This window comes from Leptothrix mechoopdaensis (SeqCode), from assembly GCF_053893855.1.
The window spans coordinates 2,258,641-2,283,281 of the sequence record NZ_CM132699.1 but is presented as its reverse complement, the minus strand read 5'-3'; the positions used below and the strand labels follow the sequence as shown (position 1 = coordinate 2,283,281).

General features: G+C 66.2%; 4 protein-coding genes. 3 read left to right on the top strand and 1 reads right to left on the bottom strand.

Annotated features, from left to right (window positions below):
• Positions 1-164 precede the first annotated feature (164 nt).
• The gene (locus ACWA7K_RS09980; protein ID WP_456168094.1) at positions 165-21,434 is read left to right on the top strand and encodes an Ig-like domain-containing protein; all 21,270 of its coding nucleotides are present in this window, start codon (positions 165-167) and stop codon (positions 21,432-21,434) included.
• Between the two features lie 13 nt (positions 21,435-21,447).
• On the opposite strand, the gene ACWA7K_RS09975 is transcribed toward ACWA7K_RS09980, so the two are convergent.
• On the bottom strand, positions 21,448-22,605 hold the full coding sequence (locus ACWA7K_RS09975) for an LLM class flavin-dependent oxidoreductase (protein WP_456168092.1): 1,158 nt from the start codon (positions 22,603-22,605) through the stop codon (positions 21,448-21,450).
• Positions 22,606-22,729: 124 nt separating this feature from the next.
• Between ACWA7K_RS09975 and ACWA7K_RS09970 the strand changes: the two genes are divergently transcribed.
• Both ACWA7K_RS09970 and ACWA7K_RS09965 read left to right on the top strand, forming a co-directional pair.
• Complete coding sequence (locus tag ACWA7K_RS09970) at positions 22,730-23,482, top strand: GntR family transcriptional regulator (protein ID WP_456168090.1); 753 nt, start codon at positions 22,730-22,732, stop codon at positions 23,480-23,482.
• 49 nt (positions 23,483-23,531) lie between these two features.
• Positions 23,532-24,626, top strand: coding sequence for an RNA methyltransferase (locus ACWA7K_RS09965; RefSeq protein ID WP_456168088.1), 1,095 nt, complete (start codon positions 23,532-23,534; stop codon positions 24,624-24,626).
• Positions 24,627-24,641 lie beyond the last annotated feature (15 nt).

Below are 24,641 nucleotides of genomic sequence, written 5' to 3'. Positions count from 1 at the left end.
TCCGATGTTGACCTGGAGAATCTGCAGACTTGATACTGCGGGTTTTGCTGGTTTGGAATGATTGGCGTCCATCGATTTGCAGTTCAGGTTGATCTGTTTCGGGGCCGTGAATTTCCAGAAAGAAACATCGGGGTGCATCTCGAAGTTTCTTGAAGGGAATGAAAATGGCACGGGCACAAAAGCAGAACATCATCCAGGTCAAGGGTGTCGCATTCGCGGACATTGCCATCGCGCGATGGAGTCAAGGGGATCTGCTGCTGTTGCTCAAGTCGGGCAAGACGATTCGTGTCTGCGGTCTGCCGGCCCCGGAGGAGGCGGGTCCGAATGATCTGGTCGCCTTCTCGGATGCCTCCCGGCCCCTGGAACTGTTTCAGCCGATGCTGGCGCTGGCCGGTGGTGGCGACGAGGCGACCTCGGCCTACCGGCTGGAAACCCCGTTTGGTGTCGGCTCCGATTCGGGTTCGATCGAATCCGCCTTGGCGGCGGACGGCGCTGCGCCCTTCTTGAACGAAGACCACATCGTGGACGCCGGGCAGGTCAGGCCCTGGTATGAAATCGATGCGTTCTACGCCGGCGTTCCGCTGGCAGTGCTGTCGGGTGCGGTCTACGGTTCGATGGGCGGCCATTCGCCGGCGGTGGTGATGCCGGGCGAGCTGGCCCGATCCAACACCATTTCAGGAAGGGTCGCGGCGGGTCCGGTGATCGACGGCAATGGCCTGACCGTCTGGATCTTCAAGATCGACGACCCGAAAAATCCCATCGGCACGGCCAAGGTGAATCCCGACGGGAGTTTCACGGTCGAGGTCGGGGCCTATACCGGAGCGGTGCTGATCCAGTTGGTGGATGGCGGTGATGGCGCCGACTATTTCGACGAAAGCACCGGCGCGCGCAAGGATCTCGACGCCGATCTGATGGCCATCAGCGTCATCCAGGCCGGCACCACCGTCCTGAGCATCAACCCGTTGACGACGATTGCGGCCAAGGTTGCCGGATTCAATTCGTCCAACGGCACCATCGTCATGCCCGATGCCTTCGATCCGGCCAGGATCGCGCAGGTCAATGCCAACGTGGCCAAGGCTTTCGGTCTGAGCGGCGACGTGACCAACCTGCCCGTCGTTCCCGTCATCAAGAGCGACGGTTCGGTGGATGCCGGCGCCAATGATGTCGGCAAGGTCCTGGCGGCCTTGTCCGGCATGGACAAGAACCAGTCGATGCCGGGCGGTTCGACGCAGACCGCCTCGGAAAAGACCATCCAGGACGTGGCCGACGCGATCACGAAAAGCACCGCGACATCCGGTGGCAAACCCTCGCTGGGTGTTGTCGCGAATGACGTCGTCAAGGGCGGCCTGGCCGCCCAGGCCAAACTGGGCGAGGCCGCCAGCATCGTGTCGACCGTCACGACAAACCTGGCGGCCGCCCAGAGTGATGTTTCCTCCAGCATTTCGCCGATCGCGGTCGACGGTCTGGTCAACCTGGCCGAGAAAACCGATGGTTTCCAACTGACGGGCAAGGCGCCTGCGAATTCGACGGTCGCGCTCGAGATCCGGCGCATCGGTGGCGACCTGGTCGGCACCCTCGACAACGTCACCGTGCAAGCCGATGGCAACTGGTCGACCGCGATCGTGCGGGGAGATGCCCTGGGAACCGAGGACGGCATCTATACCGTCACGTCCACGGCGACCCTGGCTGGCGGCTCGAAAGTGAAGGCCGTCCGTCAATATGTCCTGAGCACCTTCGACAAGGCCGTCTCCATTTCCGAGGTGGCCGACGCCGACAGCGCGGCACATGCTTCCGGGTTCGAGGTCAAGACCGGCGACGTCGTCAAGGTGACCGTGGCGGGCGCCGTCCTCGATGCGGCCGCCTTGGCATCGAAGTTCACGAAGGTCGTTGACGGCAGCGTTGATCGGTATGTCGCCAGAGCGGGCGCCTTCAACGGCTCTGAAACCATCCAGGTGGATGCCAGCCGCCAGGACGCCATCGGCATTTCCTACGAGGCGGTGCCGCTGAAACTCCGGCCGGTCGACACGGTGGCGCCCACGTTGGAAATCTCGTCGGACCACGGTACCGTCAAGTCGGGCGACGCCGCCACGATCACCTTCCGGTTCAGCGAGCCGCCGCAGGGTTTTGCGGCGGAAGACATCACGGTGCTCAACGGCACCTTGTCCGGTCTGCAGGTCGACGGCAGCGACGCCAGGGTCTACACCGCGCGGTTCACCCCGACGGCTGGCCAGGCCGCCGGCAGCGCAAGCATCACCGTGGCCGGTGCGAGTTATTCCGACGTGGCGGGCAACAGTGGCCGGGCCGGCATCACGCCGGGCATCGGCATCGACACCGTCGCGCCGACCGTGTCCATCGCGAGCGACCGCAGCGCCGTCAAGTCGGGCGAGACCGCCCTGATCACGTTCACGTTCAGTGAAGCGCCGAAGGGCTTCGACGCGAGCGATGTCACGGTCACCAATGGCCACCTGTCCGGGCTGGGCGTGAGCCCGACAGACCCCAAGGTCTACACGGCGACCTTCACGTCGGCCGGGAGCGTGGCCAATGGCAAGGCCAGCATCACGGTCACGGCGGCGTCGTACACCGATGCGGCCGGCAACGTCGGCGGCGCGGGCGCGACCCCGTCCATCGCGATCGACACGCTGGCGCCCAGCCTCGAGATCGTCAGCGACAAGAGCGTGCTGAAGGCCGGCGAGACGGCGGTCATCACCTTCACGTTCAGCGAAGCGCCGACAGGATTCGCCGCGAACGACATCGTGGTGACCCACGGCACGTTGAATAACTTTGCTGTGACTTCAGACGCGAAGGTCTATGCCGCAACCTTCACGCCAACGCCCGGACTGGCCAGTGGCCGCGCCGGCATCACCGTGGCGGCCGCGAGCTACACCGATGCCGCCGGCAACGACGGCGACGCAGGCGCCATGCCCCCCATCACCCTTGACCTGGTGGCGCCCACGCTGGCCATCACATCGGACAAGGGCACGCTGAAGGCCGGCGAGGACGCCGCCATCACCTTCACGTTCAGCGAAGCGCCCACCGGCTTCGCCGCAAGCGATGTGCAGTGCTCCAACGGTGTGCTGACAAACTTCGCGGTGACTTCAGACCCGAAGGTCTACACCGCCATCTTCACGCCGACCATGGGCCTGGGCGATGCCAGCGCGAGCATCACGGTAGCCGCCGCCGCCTATGCCGATGCAGCGGGCAACGAAGGCGTGGCCGCCGCGTCCCCGACGATCACCCTTGACACGCTGGCGCCGACGCTGCTCATCACGTCGGACAGGCCGGCCCTGAAGTCCGGTGAAACCGCAGCGATCACGTTCACCTTCAGCGAAGCGCCGACCGGATTTGCAGCCAGCGACGTGACCGTCGCCAACGGCACGCTTTCGGGCTTGACGGTGACCGCGGATCCCAAGGTCTACACGGCGACGTTCACGCCAATGATCAGCCTGGCAAGCGGAAACGCCAGCATCATGGTGGCGGCTGCGAACTACACGGACACGGCTGGCAACAGCGGCGGCGCGGGTACGACGCCTTCGATCTCCATCGACACGCTGGCACCGACGCTCAACATTACGTCGAGCAAGTCTGCGCTGAAGTCCGGCGAAACCGCACTCATCACGTTCACGTTCAGCGAGGCACCCACGGGCTTTGCCGAGAGCGACGTTGTTCTGAGCAATGGCACCTTGAGCGGCTTTGCAGTGAGTGCCAGCGACACCAAGGTCTACACGGCGACGTTCACACCGTCCGTGAGCCTGGCGAGCGGAACGGCCGGCATCACGGTGGCGGCGGCGAATTACACAGACGCAGCGGGAAACAGTGGCGGCGCGGGCGCGACGCCTTCGATCTCGATCGACACGGTGGCGCCGACGCTGAGCATCTCGTCCAGCAAGTCGGCACTGAAGTCCGGCGAGACGGCACTCATCACGTTCACGTTCAGCGAAGCACCTACCGGGTTCGTCGAGAGCGACGTGTCTCTGACCAACGGAACGTTGAGCGGGTTTGCCGTCAGCACGACCGACACCAAGGTCTACACGGCGACGTTCACGCCGACGGTGAGCCTGGCAAGCGGAACGGCCGGCATCTCGGTGGCTGCGGCGAACTACACGGATGCAGCCGGCAACAGCGGCGGCGCTGGCACGACGCCATCCATCACGATCGACACGGTGGCGCCGACGCTGAGCATCTCGTCGAGCAAGTCGGCATTGAAGGCAGGCGAAACCGCGCTGATCACCTTCATGTTCAGCGAGGCACCGACGGGCTTCGCCGAGAGCGACATTGCCTTGTCCAACGGAACGTTGAGCGGGTTTGCGGTCAGTGCGAGCGACACCAAGGTCTACACGGCAACGTTCACGCCAACGGTGAGTCTGGCCAGCGGGACGGCGGGCATCACGGTGGCGGCGGCGAACTACGCGGACGCGGCCGGCAACAGCGGCGGCGCGGGTACGACGCCTTCAATCTCGATCGACACGGTCGCGCCCACGCTCAGCATCTCGTCGAGCAAGTCTGCGCTGAAGGCCGGCGAGACGGCGCTTATCACCTTTACATTCAGCGAAGCGCCCACGGGCTTTGCCGAGAGCGACATTGCCTTGTCCAACGGCACGCTGAGCGGGTTTGCCGTCAGTGCCAGCGACACGAAGGTCTACACCGCGACATTCACGCCGACGGTGAACTTGGCCAGCGGAACGGCCAGCATCACGGTGGCGGCGGCGGCGTACACGGATGCAGCGAACAACAGCGGTGGGGCCGGCACGACGCCGTCCATCAGCATCGACACGGCGGCGCCGACGCTCAGCATCTCGTCGAGCAAGTCGGCGCTGAAGGCTGGCGAGACAGCACTGATCACGTTTACGTTCAGCGAAGCACCTACCGGGTTCGTCGAGAGCGACGTGTCTCTGACCAGCGGCACGCTGAGTGGCTTCGCCGTCAGCGCGAGCGACACGAAGGTCTACACGGCGACGTTCACACCGTCCGTGAACCTGGCGAGCGGAACGGCCAACATCACGGTGGCAGCTGCGAACTACACGGATGCCGCCGGCAATAGCGGAGGGGCAGGCACGACCCCGGGCGTCACCATCGACACGGCCGCGCCGACGCTCAGCATCTCGTCGAGCAAGTCGACGTTGAAGGCTGGCGAGACCGCGCTGATCACCTTCACGTTCAGCGAAGCACCTACCGGCTTCGTCGAGAGCGACGTGTCTCTGACGAACGGCACGCTGAGCGGGTTTGCCGTCAGCGCGAGCGACACGAAGGTCTACACGGCGACGTTCACGCCGACAGCAAGCCTGGCGAGCGGCAACGCGAGCATCACGGTGGCGGCTGCGAACTACACGGATACGGCCGGCAATAGCGGAGGGGCGGGCGCGACGCCGTCCATCAGCATCGACACGGCGGCGCCGACGCTCAGCATCTCGTCGAGCAAGTCGGCGCTGAAGGCGGGCGAGACGGCGCTGATCACCTTCACGTTCAGCGAGGCACCGACGGGCTTCGCCCAGAGCGACGTGTCTCTGACCAACGGCACGCTGAGCGGGTTTGCTGTCAGCGCGAGCGACACGAAGGTCTACACGGCGACGTTCACGCCGACAGCAAGCCTGGCGAGCGGCAACGCGAGCATCACGGTGGCAGCTGCGAACTACACGGATACGGCCGGCAATAGCGGAGGGGCGGGCGCGACGCCGTCCATCAGCATCGACACGGTGGCACCGACGCTGAGCATCTCGTCAAGCAAGTCGGCACTGAAGGCTGGCGAGACGGCGCTGATCACGTTCACGTTCAGCGAGGCGCCCACGGGCTTTGCCGAAAGCGACATTGCCTTGTCCAACGGAACGTTGAGCGGGTTTGCGGTCAGTGCGAGCGACACCAAGGTCTACACCGCGACGTTCACACCGTCAGTAAGCCTGGCGAGCGGAAACGCCAGCATCACGGTGGCAGCTGCGAACTACACGGATGCAGCCGGCAACAGTGGCGGCGCGGGCACGACGCCGTCCATCACCATCGATACGGCGGCACCGACGCTGAGCATCTCGTCGAGCAAGTCCACGCTGAAGGCAGGCGAGACGGCGCTCATCACCTTCACGTTCAGCGAAGCGCCCACGGGCTTCGTCGAGAGCGACGTGTCTCTGACCAACGGCACGCTGAGCGGCTTCGCCGTCAGCGCCAGCGACACGAAGGTCTATACCGCAACGTTTACGCCCACGGTCAATCTGGCGAGCGGAACGGCTGGCATCACCGTGGCGGCGGCGTCCTACACCGACGCGGCGACCAACAGCGGCGGCGCGGGCACGAGCCCGAGCATCACCATCGACACGGCGGCGCCGACACTCAGCATCTCGTCGAGCAAGTCGACGTTGAAGGCAGGTGAGACGGCGCTCATCACATTCACATTCAGCGAACCGCCGACGGGCTTCGCCCAGAGCGACGTGGCATTGACCAACGGCACGTTGAGCGGGTTTGCGGTCAGCACGACCGACACCAAGGTATATACGGCGACGTTCACGCCGTCCGTGAGCCTGGCGAGCGGAACGGCTGGCATCACGGTCGCCGCTGCGAACTACACGGACACGGCTGGCAACAGTGGCGGGGCGGGCACGACGCCGTCCATCACCATCGACACGGTGGCGCCGACGCTCAGCATCTCGTCGAGCAAGTCGGCGTTGAAGGCTGGCGAGACCGCGCTGATCACCTTCACGTTCAGCGAAGCACCTACCGGCTTCGTCGAGAGCGACGTGTCTCTGACCAACGGCACGCTGAGCGGGTTTGCCGTCAGCGCGAGCGACACGAAGGTCTACACGGCGACGTTCACGCCGACAGCAAGCCTGGCGAGCGGCAACGCGAGCATCACGGTGGCGGCTGCGAACTACACGGATACGGCCGGCAATAGCGGAGGGGCGGGCGCGACGCCGTCCATCAGCATCGACACGGCGGCACCGACGCTGAGCATCTCGTCAAGCAAGTCGGCACTGAAGGCTGGCGAGACGGCGCTCATCACCTTCACGTTCAGCGAAGCACCCACGGGGTTCGTCGAGAGCGACGTAGCCCTGAGCAACGGGACATTGAGCGGGTTTGCCGTCAGCACGACTGACACCAAGGTCTATACCGCGACGTTCACGCCGACGGTGAATATGGCCAGCGGCAACGCGAGCATCACGGTGGCCGCTGCGAACTACACGGACGTAGCCGGCAACAGTGGCGGGGCGGGCGCGACGCCGTCGATCAGCATCGACACGGTGGCACCGACCCTGAGCATCTCGTCAAGCAAGTCGGCACTGAAGTCCGGCGAGACAGCGCTCATCACCTTCACGTTCAGCGAAGCACCGACGGGCTTCGCCGAGAGCGACGTGGCGCTGACCAACGGCACGCTGAGCGGATTTGCCGTCAGCGCGAGCGACACCAAGGTCTACACGGCGACATTCACGCCGACAGCAAGCCTGGCGAGCAGCAACGCCAGCATCACGGTGGCCGCTGCGAACTACACGGACGCGGCCGGCAACAGTGGCGGCGCAGGTACGACCCCAGCGATTTCCATCGACACGGTGGGTCCATCGCTCAGCATCACGTCGAGCAAGTCGGCATTGAAGGCGGGCGAGACAGCACTGATCACATTCACGTTCAGCGAGGCACCGACCGGGTTCGTCGAGAGCGACGTTGCGTTGTCGAACGGCACGTTGAGCGGCTTCGCCGTCAGCACGACCGACAACAAGGTCTACACGGCAACGTTCACGCCGTCCGTGAGCTTGGCGAGCGGAACGGCTGGCATCACGGTCGCCGCAGCGAACTACACGGACACAGCCGGCAACAGTGGCGGCGCCGGCGCGACGCCGTCCATCACCATCGACACGGTTGCGCCGACACTCAGCATCTCGTCGAGCAAGTCTGCGCTGAAGGCGGGCGAGACAGCACTGATCACGTTCACGTTCAGCGAGGCGCCCACGGGCTTTGCCGAGAGCGACATTGCCTTGTCCAACGGTACGTTGAGCGGCTTCGCCGTCAGCACGACCGACACCAAGGTCTACACGGCGACGTTCACGCCAACGGTGAACCTGTCCAGCGGAACGGCTGGCATCACCGTGGCGGCGGCGTCCTACACCGACGCAGCGACGAACAGCGGCGGCGCGGGCGCGACCCCGAGCATCAGCATCGACACGGTGGCCCCGACGCTGAGCATCTCGTCGAGCAAGTCGGCGCTGAAGGCAGGTGAGACAGCGCTCATCACATTCACATTCAGCGAAGCGCCGACGGGCTTCGCCCAGAGCGACGTGGCATTGAGCAACGGGACGTTGAGCGGGTTTGCCGTTAGCGCCAGCGACACCAAGGTCTACACGGCCACGTTTACGCCGACGGTGAACCTGGCAAGCGGCAACGCGAGCATCACGGTGGCGGCGACGTCGTACACCGATGCAGCGACCAACAGCGGTGGCGCGGGCGCGACCCCGAGCATCAGCATCGACACGGTGGCGCCGACGCTGAGCATCTCGTCCAGCAAGTCGGCACTGAAGTCCGGAGAGACGGCACTCATCACGTTCACGTTCAGCGAAGCACCTACCGGGTTCGTCGAGAGCGACGTGTCTCTGACCAACGGCACGCTGAGTGGCTTCGCCGTCAGCGCCAGCGACACCAAGGTCTACACGGCCACGTTTACGCCTTCCGTGAGCCTGGCGAGCGGCACGGCCGGTATCACTGTGGCTGCTGCGAACTACACGGACACGGCTGGCAACAGTGGCGGGGCGGGCGCTACGCCGTCCATCACCATCGACACGGTGGCGCCGACGCTGAGCATCTCGTCAAGCAAGTCGGCGTTGAAGGCTGGCGAGACAGCACTGATCACTTTCACGTTCAGCGAGGCACCCACGGGCTTTGCCGAGAGCGACATTGCCTTGTCCAACGGTACGTTGAGCGGCTTCGCCGTCAGCACGACCGACACCAAGGTCTACACGGCGACGTTCACGCCGTCCGTGAACCTGGCGAGCGGAACGGCTGGCATCACGGTCGCCGCTGCGAACTACACGGACACGGCTGGCAACAGTGGCGGGGCGGGCACGACGCCGTCCATCACCATCGACACGGCAGCACCGACGCTCAGCATCTCGTCGAGCAAGTCGGCATTGAAGGCAGGCGAGACAGCACTGATCACATTCACGTTCAGCGAGGCACCGACCGGGTTCGTCGAGAGCGACGTTGCCTTGTCGAACGGCACGTTGAGCGGCTTCGCCGTCAGCACGACCGACACCAAGGTCTACACGGCAACGTTCACGCCGTCCGTGAGCCTGGCGAGCGGAACGGCCGGCATCACGGTGGCAGCTGCGAACTACACGGACACGGCCGGCAACAGTGGCGGCGCGGGCACGACCCCGAGCATCACCATCGACACGGCGGCACCGACGCTCAGCATCTCGTCGAGCAAGTCGGCACTGAAGGCTGGCGAGACGGCGCTGATCACGTTCACGTTCAGCGAGGCACCGACCGGGTTCGCCGAGAGCGACGTGTCTCTGACCAACGGCACGCTGAGTGGATTCGCCGTCAGCGCAAGCGACACCAAGGTCTACACGGCCACGTTTACGCCGTCCGTGAGCCTGGCGAGCGGCACGGCCGGTATCACGGTGGCTGCTGCGAACTACACGGACACGGCTGGCAACAGCGGCGGAGCGGGCACGAGCCCGAGCATCAGCATCGACACGGTGGCGCCGACGCTCAGCATCTCGTCGAGCAAGTCGGCGTTGAAGGCGGGCGAGACGGCGCTCATCACCTTCACGTTCAGCGAGGCACCTACCGGGTTCGTCGAGAGCGACATTGCCTTGTCCAACGGTACGTTGAGCGGGTTTGCGGTCAGCGCGAGCGACACCAAGGTCTACACTGCGACGTTCACCCCGACGGTCAACCTGGCGAGCGGCAACGCCAGCATCACGGTGGCGGCGGCGTCCTACACCGACACGGCGACCAACAGCGGTGGCGCGGGCACGAGCCCGAGCATCACCATTGACACGGCTGCACCGACGCTGAGCATCTCGTCGAGCAAGTCGGCGCTGAAGGCAGGTGAGACGGCGCTCATCACGTTCACCTTCAGCGAGGCGCCCACGGGCTTCGTGGAAAGCGACGTGTCTCTGACGAACGGCACGCTGAGCGGCTTCGCTGTCAGCGCCAGCGACACGAAGGTCTATACCGCGACGTTCACGCCTTCCGTGAACCTGGCCAGCGGAACGGCTGGCATCACAGTGGCAGCGGCGTCGTACACGGACGCGGCGACCAACAGCGGAGGCGCGGGCACGACGCCGTCCATCACCATCGATACGGCGGCACCGACGCTGAGCATCTCGTCGAGCAAGTCCACGCTGAAGGCAGGCGAGACGGCGCTCATCACCTTCACGTTCAGCGAAGCGCCTTCGGGCTTTGCCCAGAGCGACGTTGCCCTGACCAATGGCACGCTGAGCGGCTTTGCGGTCAGTGCCAGCGACGCCAAGGTCTACACCGCGACGTTCACGCCCACGGTCAACCTGGCGAGCGGCAACGCGAGCATCACCGTGGCTGCTGCGTCCTATACCGATGCCGCGACCAACAGCGGCGGGGCTGGCACGACGCCGTCCATCACCATCGACACGGCGGCACCGACGCTCAGCATCTCGTCGAGCAAGTCGACGTTGAAGGCCGGTGAAACCGCGCTGATCACCTTCACATTCAGCGAGGCACCTACCGGGTTCGTCGAGAGCGACATTGCCTTGTCCAACGGTACGTTGAGCGGCTTTGCGGTCAGCGCAAGCGACACCAAGGTCTACACGGCGACGTTTACGCCGTCCGTGAACCTGGCGAGCGGAACGGCTGGCATCACGGTGGCGGCGGCGAACTACACGGACGCGGCCGGCAACAGCGGTGGGGCAGGCACGAGCCCGAGCATCACCATCGACACGGCGGCGCCGACGCTCAGCATCTCGTCGAGCAAGTCTGCGCTGAAGGCGGGCGAGACATCACTGATCACTTTCACGTTCAGCGAGGCGCCCACAGGCTTCGCCGAGAGCGACGTGGCCCTGAGCAACGGAACGCTGAGCGGCTTTGCGGTCAGCGCGAGTGACACCAAGGTCTACACGGCGACGTTTACGCCTTCTGTGAGCCTGGCGAGCGGAAACGCAAGCATCACGGTGGCAGCTGCAAACTACACGGATACGGCCGGCAACAGCGGTGGGGCAGGCACGAGCCCGAACGTCACCATCGACACGGCTGCGCCGACGCTCAGCATCTCGTCGAGCAAGTCGACGTTGAAGGCAGGTGAGACAGCGCTCATCACGTTCACGTTCAGCGAAGCACCCACGGGCTTTGCCGAGAGCGACATTGCCTTGTCCAACGGAACGTTGAGCGGGTTTGCCGTCAGCGCGAGCGACACCAAGGTCTATACGGCGACGTTCACTCCGACGGTTAACCTGGCAAGCGGAAACGCCAGCATCACGGTCGCCGCAGCGAACTACACGGATACGGCCGGCAATAGCGGTGGCGTGGGCACGACGCCGTCCATCACCATCGACACGGCGGCGCCGACGCTTAGCATCTCGTCGAGCAAGTCGACGTTGAAGGCTGGCGAAACCGCGCTGATCACCTTCACGTTCAGCGAGGCACCGACCGGGTTCGTCGAGAGCGACATTGCCTTGTCCAACGGTACGTTGAGCGGGTTTGCGGTCAGCACGACTGACACGAAGGTCTATACGGCGACGTTCACCCCGACGGTCAACCTGGCAAGCGGAACGGCCGGCATCACGGTGGCGGCGGCGAACTACACGGACGCGGCCGGCAACAGCGGAGGGGCGGGCACGAGCCCGAACATCACCGTCGACACGGTGGCGCCGACGCTGAGCATCTCGTCGAGCAAGTCGGCGTTGAAGGCAGGCGAAACCGCGCTGATCACCTTCACGTTCAGCGAGGCGCCCACGGGCTTTACCGAGAGCGACGTTGTTCTGAGCAATGGCACCTTGAGCGGCTTCGCCGTCAGCACGACCGACACCAAGGTCTACACGGCGACGTTCACGCCGTCCGTGAGCCTGGCGAGCGGAACGGCTGGCATCACTGTGGCAGCGGCGTCCTACACCGACGCAGCGACGAACAGCGGCGGCGCGGGCACGAGCCCGAGCATCAGCATTGACACGGCGGCGCCGACGCTCACCATCTCGACGAGCAAGTCTGCGCTGAAGGCGGGCGAGACAGCACTGATCACGTTCACGTTCAGCGAGGCACCGACGGGCTTTGCCGAGAGCGACATTGCCTTGTCCAACGGGACATTGAGCGGCTTCGCCGTCAGTGCGAGTGACACCAAGGTCTACACCGCGACGTTCACGCCGACGGTGAACTTGGCAAGCGGAACGGCTGGCATCACCGTGGCGGCGGCGTCCTACACCGACGCGGCGACCAACAGCGGCGGTGCGGGCACGAGCCCGAGCATCACCATCGACACGGCGGCACCGACGCTGAGCATCTCGTCGAGCAAGTCCACGTTGAAGGCAGGTGAGACGGCGCTCATCACGTTCACCTTCAGCGAGGCACCTACCGGGTTCGTCGAGAGCGACGTGGCCCTGAGTAACGGAACGCTGAGCGGCTTCGCCGTCAGCACGACTGACACGAAGGTCTACACGGCGACGTTCACGCCGACGGTGAACCTGGCGAGCGGAACGGCCGGTATCTCGGTGGCGGCAGCGTCGTACACCGATGCCGCGACCAACAGCGGCGGCGCTGGCACGAGCCCGAGCATCACCATCGACACGGCGGCACCGACGCTGAGCATCTCGTCGAGCAAGTCGACGTTGAAGGCCGGTGAGACGGCACTCATCACGTTCACGTTCAGCGAGGCACCTTCGGGCTTTGCCGAGAGCGACGTGGCTTTGACCAACGGCACGTTGAGCGGGTTTGCGGTCAGCGCGAGCGACACCAAGGTCTATACGGCGACGTTCACGCCTTCCGTAAGCCTGGCAAGCGGCAACGCCAGCATCACGGTGGCGGCGGCGTCGTACACCGATGCGGCGACCAACAGCGGTGGAGCGGGCACGACGCCGTCCATCACCATCGACACGGCGGCACCGACGCTCAGCATCTCGTCGAGCAAGTCGACGTTGAAGGCAGGCGAGACGGCTCTCATCACCTTCACGTTCAGCGAAGCGCCTACCGGGTTCGTCGAGAGTGACGTGTCTCTGACCAACGGCACGCTGAGCGGCTTTGCGGTCAGCGCCAGCGACACGAACGTCTACACGGCGACGTTCACGCCGACGGTGAACCTGGCGAGCGGAACGGCCGGTATCTCGGTGGCGGCAGCGTCGTACACCGATGCCGCGACCAACAGCGGCGGCGCGGGCACGACCCCGAGCATCACCATCGACACGGCAGCACCGACGCTCAGCATTTCGTCGAGCAAGTCGGCATTGAAGGCAGGCGAGACGGCGCTGATCACGTTCACGTTCAGCGAAGCACCTACCGGGTTCGTCGAGAGCGACGTGGCCCTGAGCAACGGAACGCTGAGCGGCTTTGCGGTCAGCGCGAGTGACACCAAGGTCTACACGGCGACGTTCACGCCTTCCGTGAGCCTGGCGAGCGGAAACGCAAGCATCACGGTGGCAGCTGCAAACTACACGGATACGGCCGGCAACAGCGGAGGCGCGGGCACGAGCCCGAGCATCACCATCGACACGGCAGCACCGACGCTGAGCATTTCGTCGAGCAAGTCGACGTTGAAGGCAGGTGAGACGGCGCTGATCACGTTCACGTTCAGCGAAGCGCCGACGGGCTTCGCCCAGAGCGACGTGGCCTTGAGCAACGGGACGTTGAGCGGGTTTGCGGTCAGCGCGAGCGACACCAAGGTCTACACGGCGACGTTCACGCCGTCCGTGAACCTGGCGAGCGGAACGGCTGGCATCACCGTGGCGGCGGCGTCCTATACCGACGCGGCGACCAACAGCGGCGGCGCGGGCACGAGCCCGAGCATCAGCATTGACACGGCGGCACCGACGCTCAGCATCTCGTCGAGCAAGTCGACGTTGAAGGCAGGTGAGACGGCGCTGATCACCTTCACGTTCAGCGAGGCACCCACCGGCTTCGTCGAGAGCGATGTGGCCTTGACCAACGGCACGCTGAGCGGGTTCGCCGTCAGCACGACCGACACCAAGGTCTACACGGCGACGTTCACGCCGACGGTCAACCTGGCTAGCGGTAACGCCAGCATCACGGTGGCGTCGGCGTCGTACACCGATGCGGCGACCAACAGCGGCGGGGCTGGCACGACGCCGTCCATCACCGTCGACACGGCGGCACCGACGCTGAGCATCTCGTCGAGCAAGTCGACGTTGAAGGCCGGTGAAACCGCGCTGATCACCTTCACGTTCAGCGAGGCGCCGACGGGTTTTGCCGAGAGCGACATTGCCTTGTCCAACGGTACGTTGAGCGGCTTCGCCGTCAGCACGACCGACACCAAGGTCTACACGGCGACGTTCACGCCGACGGTGAACTTGGCTAGCGGTACGGCCGGTATCACGGTGGCCGCTGCGAACTACACGGATACGGCCGGCAACAGTGGTGGGGCGGGCGCGACCCCGAGCATCACCATCGACACGGCGGCACCGACGCTGAGCATCTCGTCGAGCAAGTCGACGTTGAAGGCCGGTGAAACCGCGCTGATCACCTTCACGTTCAGCGAGGCACCTACCGGGTTCGTCGAGAGCGACGTGGCCTTGAGCAACGGGACGCTGAGCGGGTTCGCCGTTAGCGCGAGCGACACCAAGGTCTACACCGCGACGTTCACGCCGTCCGTGAGCCTCGCCAGCGGAACGGCCGGCATCACGGTGGCAGCCGCGAACTACACGGACACGGCTGGCAACAGTGGCGGCGCGGGCGCGACCCCGAGCATCACCATCGACACGGCGGCGCCGACGCTCAGCATCTCGTCGAGCAAGTCGGCGTTGAAGGCAGGCGAGACGGCGCTGATCACGTTCACGTTCAGCGAGGCACCTACCGGGTTCGTCGAGAGCGACATTGCCTTGTCCAACGGTACGTTGAGCGGCTTCGCCGTCAGCACGACCGACACCAAGGTCTACACGGCGACGTTCACGCCGACGGTGAACTTGGCTAGCGGCACGGCCGGTATCACGGTGGCCGCTGCGAACTACACGGACGCGGCCGGCAACAGTGGTGGGGCAGGCACGACCCCGGGTATCACCATCGACACGGTTGCGCCGACGTTGAGCATCTCGTCGAGCAAGTCGGCATTGAAGGCAGGCGAAACCGCGCTGATCACCTTCACGTTCAGCGAGGCGCCTTCGGGCTTTGCCCAGAGCGACGTTGCCCTGACCAATGGCACGCTGAGCGGCTTCGCCGTGAGTGCCAGCGACGCCAAGGTCTACACAGCAACGTTCACGCCGTCCGTGAACCTGGCGAGCGGAACGGCTGGCATTACAGTGGCAGCGGCGTCGTACACGGACGCGGCGACCAACAGCGGCGGCGCGGGCACGTCGCCGTCCATCACCATCGACACGGCAGCGCCGACGCTCAGCATCTCGTCGAGCAAGTCCGCGTTGAAGGCTGGCGAGACAGCACTGATCACTTTCACGTTCAGCGAGGCGCCGACGGGCTTTGCCGAGAGCGACGTGGCGCTGACCAACGGCACGCTGAGCGGGTTTGCGGTCAGCGCGAGCGACACCAAGGTCTACACCGCGACGTTCACACCGTCCGTAAGCCTGGCGAGCGGCAACGCCAGCATCACGGTGGCGGCTGCGAACTACACGGACACGGCCGGCAATAGCGGCGGCGCGGGCACGACGCCGTCCATCACCATCGACACGGCGGCGCCGACGCTCAGCATCTCGTCGAGCAAGTCGACGTTGAAGGCAGGTGAGACGGCGCTGATCACCTTCACGTTCAGCGAAGCACCTACCGGGTTCGTCGAGAGCGACGTGGCCCTGAGCAACGGAACGTTGAGCGGGTTTGCCGTCAGCACGACCGACACCAAGGTCTACACGGCGACGTTCACGCCGTCCGTGAACCTGGCGAGCGGAAACGCCAGCATCACAGTGGCGGCTGCGAACTACACGGATACGGCCGGCAATAGCGGTGGGGCAGGCACGAGCCCGAGCGTCACCATCGACACGGCAGCACCGACGCTGAGCATCTCGTCGAGCAATTCGACACTGAAGGCAGGTGAGACCGCGCTGATCACGTTCACGTTCAGCGAGGCACCGACCGGGTTCGCCGAGAGCGACGTGGCTCTGAGCAACGGAACGTTGAGCGGCTTTGCGGTCAGCGCAAGTGACACGAAGGTCTACACGGCGACGTTCACGCCTTCCGTGAACCTGGCGAGCGGAACGGCTGGCATCACGGTCGCCGCTGCGAACTACACGGACACGGCCGGCAACAGCGGCGGCGCGGGCACGACGCCGTCCATCACCATCGACACGGCGGCACCGACGCTCAGCATCTCGTCGAGCAAGTCGACGTTGAAGGCAGGTGAGACAGCGCTGATCACCTTCACGTTCAGCGAGGCGCCGACAGGCTTCGTCGAGAGCGACATTGCCTTGTCCAACGGTACGTTGAGCGGGTTCGCCGTCAGCGCGAGTGACACGAAGGTCTACACCGCGACGTTCACGCCCACGGTGAACCTGGCGAGCGGAACGGCCGGCATCACGGTAGCGGCTGCGAACTACACGGACGCGGCCGGCAACAGTGGCGGGGCGGGCACGAGCCCGAACATCACCATCGACACGGCCGCGCCGACGCTCAGCATCTCGTCAAGCAAGTCTGCGCTGAAGGCGGGCGAGACAGCACTGATCACGTTCACGTTCAGCGAGGCGCCCACGGGCTTTGCCGAGAGCGACGTTGCGTTGTCGAACGGCACGTTGAGCGGTTTCGCCGTCAGCGCGAGCGACACCAAGGTCTACACGGCGACGTTCACGCCGACGGCCAGCCTGGCCAGCGGTTCGGCCGGCATCACGGTCGCCGCTGCGAACTACACGGACACGGCCGGCAACAGTGGCGGGGCGGGCACGACGCCGTCCGTCAGCATCGACACGCTCGCGCCGGTCCTGGACGCCGGTGCGCTGAGCCTGCGCACGACCGACGGTTCGAACGTGGTCAAGAGCTCGGGGCTGAAGGAGGGCGACAAGGTCGTGCTCACGGTGGCGCTGGGAGAGGCTGCGAGCGGTCTGAGCGGCTTGCCCACCGGCAACAACGCGACCACCCTCAAGGTGGGCGGCACGGCCAAGGGCGCGACCTGGAGCACGAGTGGAAACAACCTGCTGCTGACCTACACGGTCGGTGCGAGCGACAGCGGCACCATCACGGTCGACGCCGCGGCGCTGGTCACGGCGCTGGGCAGTGGCATCACGGATACGGCGGGCAATGCCGCCAGCATCCCGACCTTCACGGCTGTTCCGTCGCCGACCAGCACGGTGGACACGGCCGTGCCGACCTTCAGGACGGTCACCATCAGCGGCGCCGATTCGTCGAACAACGCCAAGACCGGCAACCTCATTGCCGGCGACAAGATCAAGGTCACGCTCACCGGCAGCGAGACCTTGCTGGTGGCGGGCGGCAAGCCCACCTACGCGATCGACGTGGGCGGGACGACGCGGCAGGCCACCTACGAGTCGGGGTCGGGTTCGAGCTCGCTGGTCTTCTACTACGTCATCGCGGCGGCGGAGGCCGACACCAGCGGCGGCATCACGGCCGCTGCAGGTGCGGCCACGGTGACGCTGGCCTCGGGGGTGAGCATCACCGACCGGGCCGGCAACACCGCCGATGCGTCGACCGTGCCGGTCGTGAGTTCGGGCGCGAACAGCATCGTCGTGGTCAACGACACCACGGCGCCGACGGTCAGTTCGGTCAGCATCACCAGTGCCACCAACCAGATGGGCACCTGGCTGAACACGGATGACGAGGTCAGCGTGACCGTCACCTTCAGCGAGCCCGTGGTGGTCGATGCGACCGGCGGAACCCCGCGCATCGCGTTGACCATCGGCCTGTCGACCGTGCAGGCCGCCTATGCCAGCGGCTCGGGCTCGTCCAGCCTCGTCTTCAAGTACACGATTGCCGCCGGCGACACCGAAGGCACCGGCATCGCCATCGGCGCCAGCACGCTGGCCCTCAATGGCGGGACCATCAAGGATCCGGCGGGCAATGCGACAACCCTGACGCATCTGGCCGCAGCGGCCGATCCCAGCTATCAGGTCGACACCGCAGCGCCCACGCTCAGCGTGGTCATCAGCGGCACCGACGCCAGCGGTTCGGCGAAGACGACGGCCTTGGGCGTCGGCGACAAGGTCAAGGTCACCGTCACCGGCAACGAGACCCTGCGCACCAGCGGCGCGGCGACCCTGTCGATCGACGTGGGCGGGGTGACCCGGACCGCCACGCTCGACTCCGGCGACAACTCCCGCAACCTGGTGTTCCTGTACACCGTCCAGAGCGGTGACTTCGACAACAGCGGCGGCATCACGGCGGTGGCGCAATCGCTGGCGAATGTCACCGACCGTGCCGGCAATGCGCCCGCAGGCACGACGCCCGTGCCGGCCGTGGCCGCGAGCAGCAACACGGTGTCGGTCGATGCGGTCGGGGCACCCACGGCCACCATCTCGACGCTGAGCCTGAGTGCGGACACCTCGCCCTCCGGCACGGCGAGCGGCAGTGCCTTGCTGTCGGACTTCGTCACGAAGACGGCGTCGCAGTCCATCACCGGAACGCTGAGTGCCGCCCTGGCGACCGGCGAGGTGGTCGAGATCAGCCTGAACAAGGGCAGCACCTGGGCCAACGTGTCGACCCAGCCGACGGCGGGCGCCACGTCCTTCAGCCACTCGGCCACGCTCAGCGGCAGCAGCACGATGATGGTCCGGGTCAAGAACAGCACGACCTCGAAGGCCGGCACGGCGCTGAGCCAGGGCTACAGCCTGGACGACAGCATCAGCAGCACGTTCAGCCTGGGCGAGGCCGTGACCACGCAGCCGATCATCTCCGGCACGACCGATGCGGATGCGACGGTCACCTTGCAGCTGGACAACGACAACAACGTGGCCAACGGCTACGAGGTCAGCTATCAGGTGACGGCCAATTCGTCGGGATACTGGTCGGTCAACACGGCCACGGCCACGCCGACCAGCGGCACGCTGACCTGGGTGAACGGCAACACCGCCAATGCCAAGGTCACGGCGACCGATGCGGCGGGCAACACGGTGGACAAAACCTCGTCGAACGTGCCGGTCTCCACGTCGACCTATGCGGTCTCGAATGCCAGCGTGATCGAGGGCACGTCGGGCACGAAGACGATGGCCTTCCTGGTCACGCGGACCGGTGACCTGTCGGCGGCCGGCACAGTGACGTATGCCGTCAATGCGAACAGCTCGGCCCGCAGCCTCGCCAACGTGTCGATCGTCAATGGCAACTTCTCGTCGGGCAGCCTGTCGGGCTGGACGGCAGCGGCTGGCGCGGGTGTCGCGCCCACCTTCTCGGCGGGTGCGGCACTCTTCAGCAATACCACGGCGGTGCAGGGCGGGTCGCTGTCGCAGACGTTCACGACGGTGGTCGGTCAGACCTACACCGTCAACTGGGATCAGAGCTCCTCGGAGAATGTCAGCGTCCAGGCGACGGGCGCTGCGAGCGCACAGGTCTTCTCCAAGGCGGGGACCAACAGCTATTCATTCGTGGCGACCAGTGCCGCGACGACGCTGACCTTTGCTGATGCCACATCGGCCATGATCTCCACCGTCTTGCTCGACAACATCTCGGTCGTCCATTCCGGCTCGGACTACAGCGGCGCGTCCTCCCAGACATTGAGCTTCGAGGCTGGCGAGACGAGCAAGCTGGTGACCTTCACCGTCAACGGCGACTACTTCAAGGAAGTCAACGACAAGCTGCAGATCGACCTGTCTGGTGCTACCAATGGCTCACTGCTCAAGAGCAATGGAACCGGGACGTTGCTGGAGATCGACACGACGCGGATGCAGGCGGCCTACAGCCTGGAGGACATCAACACCAACCTGGCCACGGCGGCGGTGAGGGTGCGGCGTTCTTCCGACAACACCGAGCAGGACATCGGTTTCGATGTCTACGGCCGGCTCGACCGGGTCGCACTGCTGGCATTCGTCGGGACCGGCGCGTCGTCGAAGGGCTATGTCACGAAGTGGTACGACCAGTCGGGCAACAGCCGTGACATGGCCCAGACCACCGCCGGCAGCCAGGGCGTGATCGTCAACAACGGGGTTCTGGTGACCCGAGCTGACGGGTCGGTGGGCATCAGCTTCAACACGTCAGCCAACGGTGCCAACGACGACTTCATGGTGACCACCGGCGTGGCTGCGACGGACTGGCGCAGCGTGCTGATCTCGGTGAAGGCGCAGTCGACGGGAACCAGTCCGGGCACGATGTTCAATCTGGGAGACGTCAACGTCGGTCGATTGAGTTCCCACTATCCCGACCTGACCGGTTTCACCTGGGACGTCTATGACTTCGCAGAAGCCAACGGCGGTCGTCTGCAAGGGGGGACGGTGCTCCAGAACGTGGCCAACGACATCATCTTCGAGGCCCACCGGGACAACGCGACGGCGGGCAATGCAGCCCAGAACTATGTCGACGCAACGCAGACCATCTTCATGGACGGCACGCGCATCGCGAGCGACAGCAACCTGACCAGCAGCGGCATCCGCACGACCGGCACCTGGCGTCTCGCAGAACAGGACACCGCCAACTATTTCCAGCAGATGACGATCAGCGAGTTCACGATCTACCTGTCCAAGGACAACAGCATCCCGACGATCCAGACCCTGCGCGGGTCGTCGGACGCCGATGTCATCACCTATGCGGGCGAGTCGCTGGTCGGCATCGATGGCGGTGCGGGCAGCGACGTGCTGTACCTGTCGGGTGCGATCAACTTCAACCCCACCGCAGCGTTCACGGCGGGCATGAAGAACATCGAGCAGGTCTGGGCGGCCAACGGGGCGAACAACACCATCACGCTGACCGATGCGGCGCTGGCGACCAATGGCTCGTCGCTGGTGATCAACATGAACGCCGGTGACGCGGTCGTGCTCAACGGGACCAGCTACACGCACGGCGACAGCCAGCAGACGCTGGTGCTGGGGACCACCGGCGCGGACACGCTGCTGGCGACCTTTGCCAATGACCGGATGATCGGGCGCGGAGAGGCCGACACCTTCAAGTGGCTGGCCACGCAGACCGGATCGGACACGGTCAGCGACTTCTCGACCACCACCACCAACGGCCAGGACAAGCTGGACATCTCGGCGCTGCTGAAGGGCTACGCCAGCAGCGCGAACCTGGCCGACTGGGTGACGCTGGTGAGCGAAAGCTCGGCGACCACCTTCACGGTGGACCTGGACGGCGCCGACAGCGGCACGGCGACACAGGCCATCGTGCTCAGTGGCGTCAACCCGGCCTACACGCTTTCCGAATGGCTCAGCAACGGCCTGTTGAAGGTGATCTGAGGCCGCGCGAGGATCAGCGCCGCACGCCGACCCCCAGGGGGGTTGGCGGAACGCCCGCTGGCACGCGCCCGTAGGCGTGCGGCAGCGAGACGGTGCGCAGCTGCGGCAGGACCTTGGTGCCGAAGGTCTCGCACTCGTCCAGATGCGGGTAGCCCGAGAAGATGAAGGCGCGCATGCCCATCGCCATGTACTCGTGGATGCGCGTCAGCACCTGGTCGACGCTGCCGACCAGCGCCGCGCCGCAGCCGCTGCGGGCGCGGCCGATGCCCGTCCACAGCAGGTCCTCGACATAGCCGTCGTCATCGGCCTTGTCGCGGTTGGCGCGTTGCAGCGCCACGCCCAGGCTGGTGGCATCGAGCGCGCGGCTGCGGATCGCGCGGCCCTGCTCGTCGTCCAGCATCGAGACGAGTTCCCGGGCGTATTCGCGCGCCTCGGCCTCGGTGTCGCGCACGATCATGTGGACGCGCAGGCCGTAGTCCAGCACGCGGCCGTGGCGCTGCGCCTGCTCGTGGACGTCCTTCATGCGTTGCGCCAGCAGCTCGCGTGGCTCGGGCCACATCAGGTAGGTGTCGCAGTGTTCGCCGCACAGCGCGAGCGCGTCCGGGCTGTAGCCGCCGAAGTAGAGCAAGGGCCCGCCGTTGACCTGATAGGGCCGGGCCGGATCGGTCGACAGGCCCTTGAGCTGGTAGACCGTGCCGTCGAAGTCGATCGTGTCGCGGGTCCAGGCCTGCTTGAGGATCTGCACGACCTCGCTCGAACGCCGGTAGCGCAGCTCGCTGCTGTCCTGCTGGCCGGGGAAATCCGACGAGATCACGTTGAGCGTCAGCCGGCCCTGCAGCAGGTGGTCCAGCGTGGCCACGGTGCGGGCCAGCATGACCGGGTGCATCTCGCCGCAGCGGATGGCTGCCAGCAGGTTCATGCGCGAGGTCAGCGGCGCCATCGCGGCGACGAAGCTCAGCGTGTCCTGGCCGACCTGGTAGGACGACGGGCAGAGGATGTTGCGAAAGCCCAGCGCCTCGGCCCGCAGCGCGATGTCGCGGGTGTGTGCCCAGCTGCTGCGCAAGCTGCCGTCGGGCACGCCCAGGTGGCGGTAGTCGTCCGAACACAGCGGCGCGAACCAGGACACCTCCGCGCCGTCGATGTCGGCGCCTCTGATGGGGACGATGCTCATCGCCGACTCCTCTCGTTGAATCTTCCGGACATGAATCAATCGTAGAGGACTTGGGGCCCTCTGAGACCCCCGGACGCCGCCGGGACGGGTAAGTCCCGAGCACACCGTTTGCCATACTGGCGCGATGCCGAATGCCCCCGTCAGGCCCGTCACGCCGGCCACGTCGCCCGCCCTGCCGGTCTACCGCCAGGTCGCCGAGCTGCTGGCGCGACAGATCCGCGCCGGCTACTGGCACGAGGGCGAACGGCTGCCGCCGGAGGCCGAACTGGCCGTCACGCTGGGCGTCGCGGTGGGCACGCTGCGCAAGGCGCTGGCGATGCTGGCCGAGCAGGAACTGCTGGAGCGGGTGCAGGGTTCGGGCACCTACGTCAAGCGGCTGTCGCGGCGGCGCCGGCTCTACGAGCTGCTGCGGCTGGAGCTGCGCCACACCGGCCCGGGCCTGCCGACCGCGCGCATCCTGGACGTCGCGCGCTGCCCGCATCCGGCCGGCGTGCCGGCCTTCGGGGCGATGGCTGGGGAGACCGGCGACACGGCCTGGCGGGTACGCCGGCTGCGTTTCCTGAGTGGCGAGCCGGTCGCGCTGGAGGAGATCTGGTTCAGCGCCGTCCGCTGCGACCACCTGCAGGCCGACGAGCTGGGCGACTCGATGTACCTGTTCTACCAGCAGCGTTTCCAGCTCTGGATCGCCCGTGTCGAGGACCGCCTGGGCGCCGCGCCGGTGCCCGAGTGGGCGGTGCCGCCGTTCGGGCTGCAGGCGGGCGAGGCCGCCGGCCACATCGAACGCATCGCCTGGACCGCCGGCAACGTGGTGGCCGAGTTCTCGCAGACCTGGTTCGACCCGCAACGCAGCTGCTACGCGTCGCGGCTGAGCCAGTGAACGGCGCGGCCCGGCGCTGCGGGCAGGGCGGTTTCCTACACTCGCGACCATGCGCCCGTCGTCTGTCACCTCGTCCCCTTTCACGTCCCGGATCTCCGACCTCGAACAGCCCCTGATCGAGCGCGGCGCCAAGCCCGTGCACGTGCGGCGGCTGCTGCGCACCTGGCTGAACGCGCTGCCCGAGGACGCCGGCCGCAGCAAGCCCGAGCACTTCCTGCCGCAGGCCGTGCGCGACGCGTTGCCCGGCTGGCGGGCGACGCTGGACGCTCTGGCGCGGCTGCATTCGCAACACCCCGGCGAGGACGGCTCGGCGCGCCTGCTGGTCGACCTGGCCGACGGCCAGCAGGTCGAGAGCGTGCTGCTGCAGCGTGACGGCCTGTGCGTGTCGACGCAGGTCGGCTGCGCGGTCGGCTGCGTGTTCTGCATGACCGGGCGCGAGGGCCTGATCCGCCAGGTCGGCAGCGCCGAGATCGTCGCCCAGGTGGCGCTGGCGCGGCGGCTGCGGCGGGTCCGCAAGGTCGTCTTCATGGGCATGGGCGAGCCGGCCCACAACCTCGACAACGTGATGGCGGCGATCGAGCTGCTGGGCACCGTCGGCGGCATCGGCCACAAGGAGCTGGTGTTCTCGACGGTGGGCGACGAACGGGTCTTCGAGCGCCTGCCGCAAGGCCCCGTCAAGCCGGCGCTGGCGCTGTCGCTGCACACCACCAAGGCGGACCTGCGGGCGCAGCTGCTGCCGCGTGCGCCGCGCTACGAGCCGGCCGAGCTGCTGGCGCGTGGCGAGGCCTACGCGCGGGCCACCGGCTACCCGATGCAGGTGCAGTGGACGCTGCTGCGCGGCGTCAACGACGGTGCCGACGAGCTCGACGCGCTGGTCGAGCTGATGCGCGGCAAGTACGCGGTGCTGAACATGATCCCGTACAACAGCGTGCCCGACCTGCCGTTCGAGCGCCCGGACTGGGAACAGGCGGCGGCCATCGCCCGCCACCTGCACCGGAGCGGCGTGCTGACCAAGCTGCGCCAGTCGGCCGGGCAGGACGTCGACGGCGGTTGCGGCCAGCTGCGCGCCCGTGCGGCGATCGAGCGGCCGGTCAAGGTGGTGCGCAAGGCCGCGTCGCCGGTGGCTCAGGACCTGAGCCACTGAGCCGGCCGGCGACGC

Coding starts and splice junctions, on each gene's coding strand:
- ACWA7K_RS09970 (WP_456168090.1), top strand. CDS start 22,730: ATGCCGAATGCCCCCGTCAGGCCCGTCACGCCGGCCACGTCGCCCGCC.
- ACWA7K_RS09975 (WP_456168092.1), bottom strand. CDS start 22,605: ATGAGCATCGTCCCCATCAGAGGCGCCGACATCGACGGCGCGGAGGTG.
- ACWA7K_RS09965 (WP_456168088.1), top strand. CDS start 23,532: ATGCGCCCGTCGTCTGTCACCTCGTCCCCTTTCACGTCCCGGATCTCC.
- ACWA7K_RS09980 (WP_456168094.1), top strand. CDS start 165: ATGGCACGGGCACAAAAGCAGAACATCATCCAGGTCAAGGGTGTCGCA.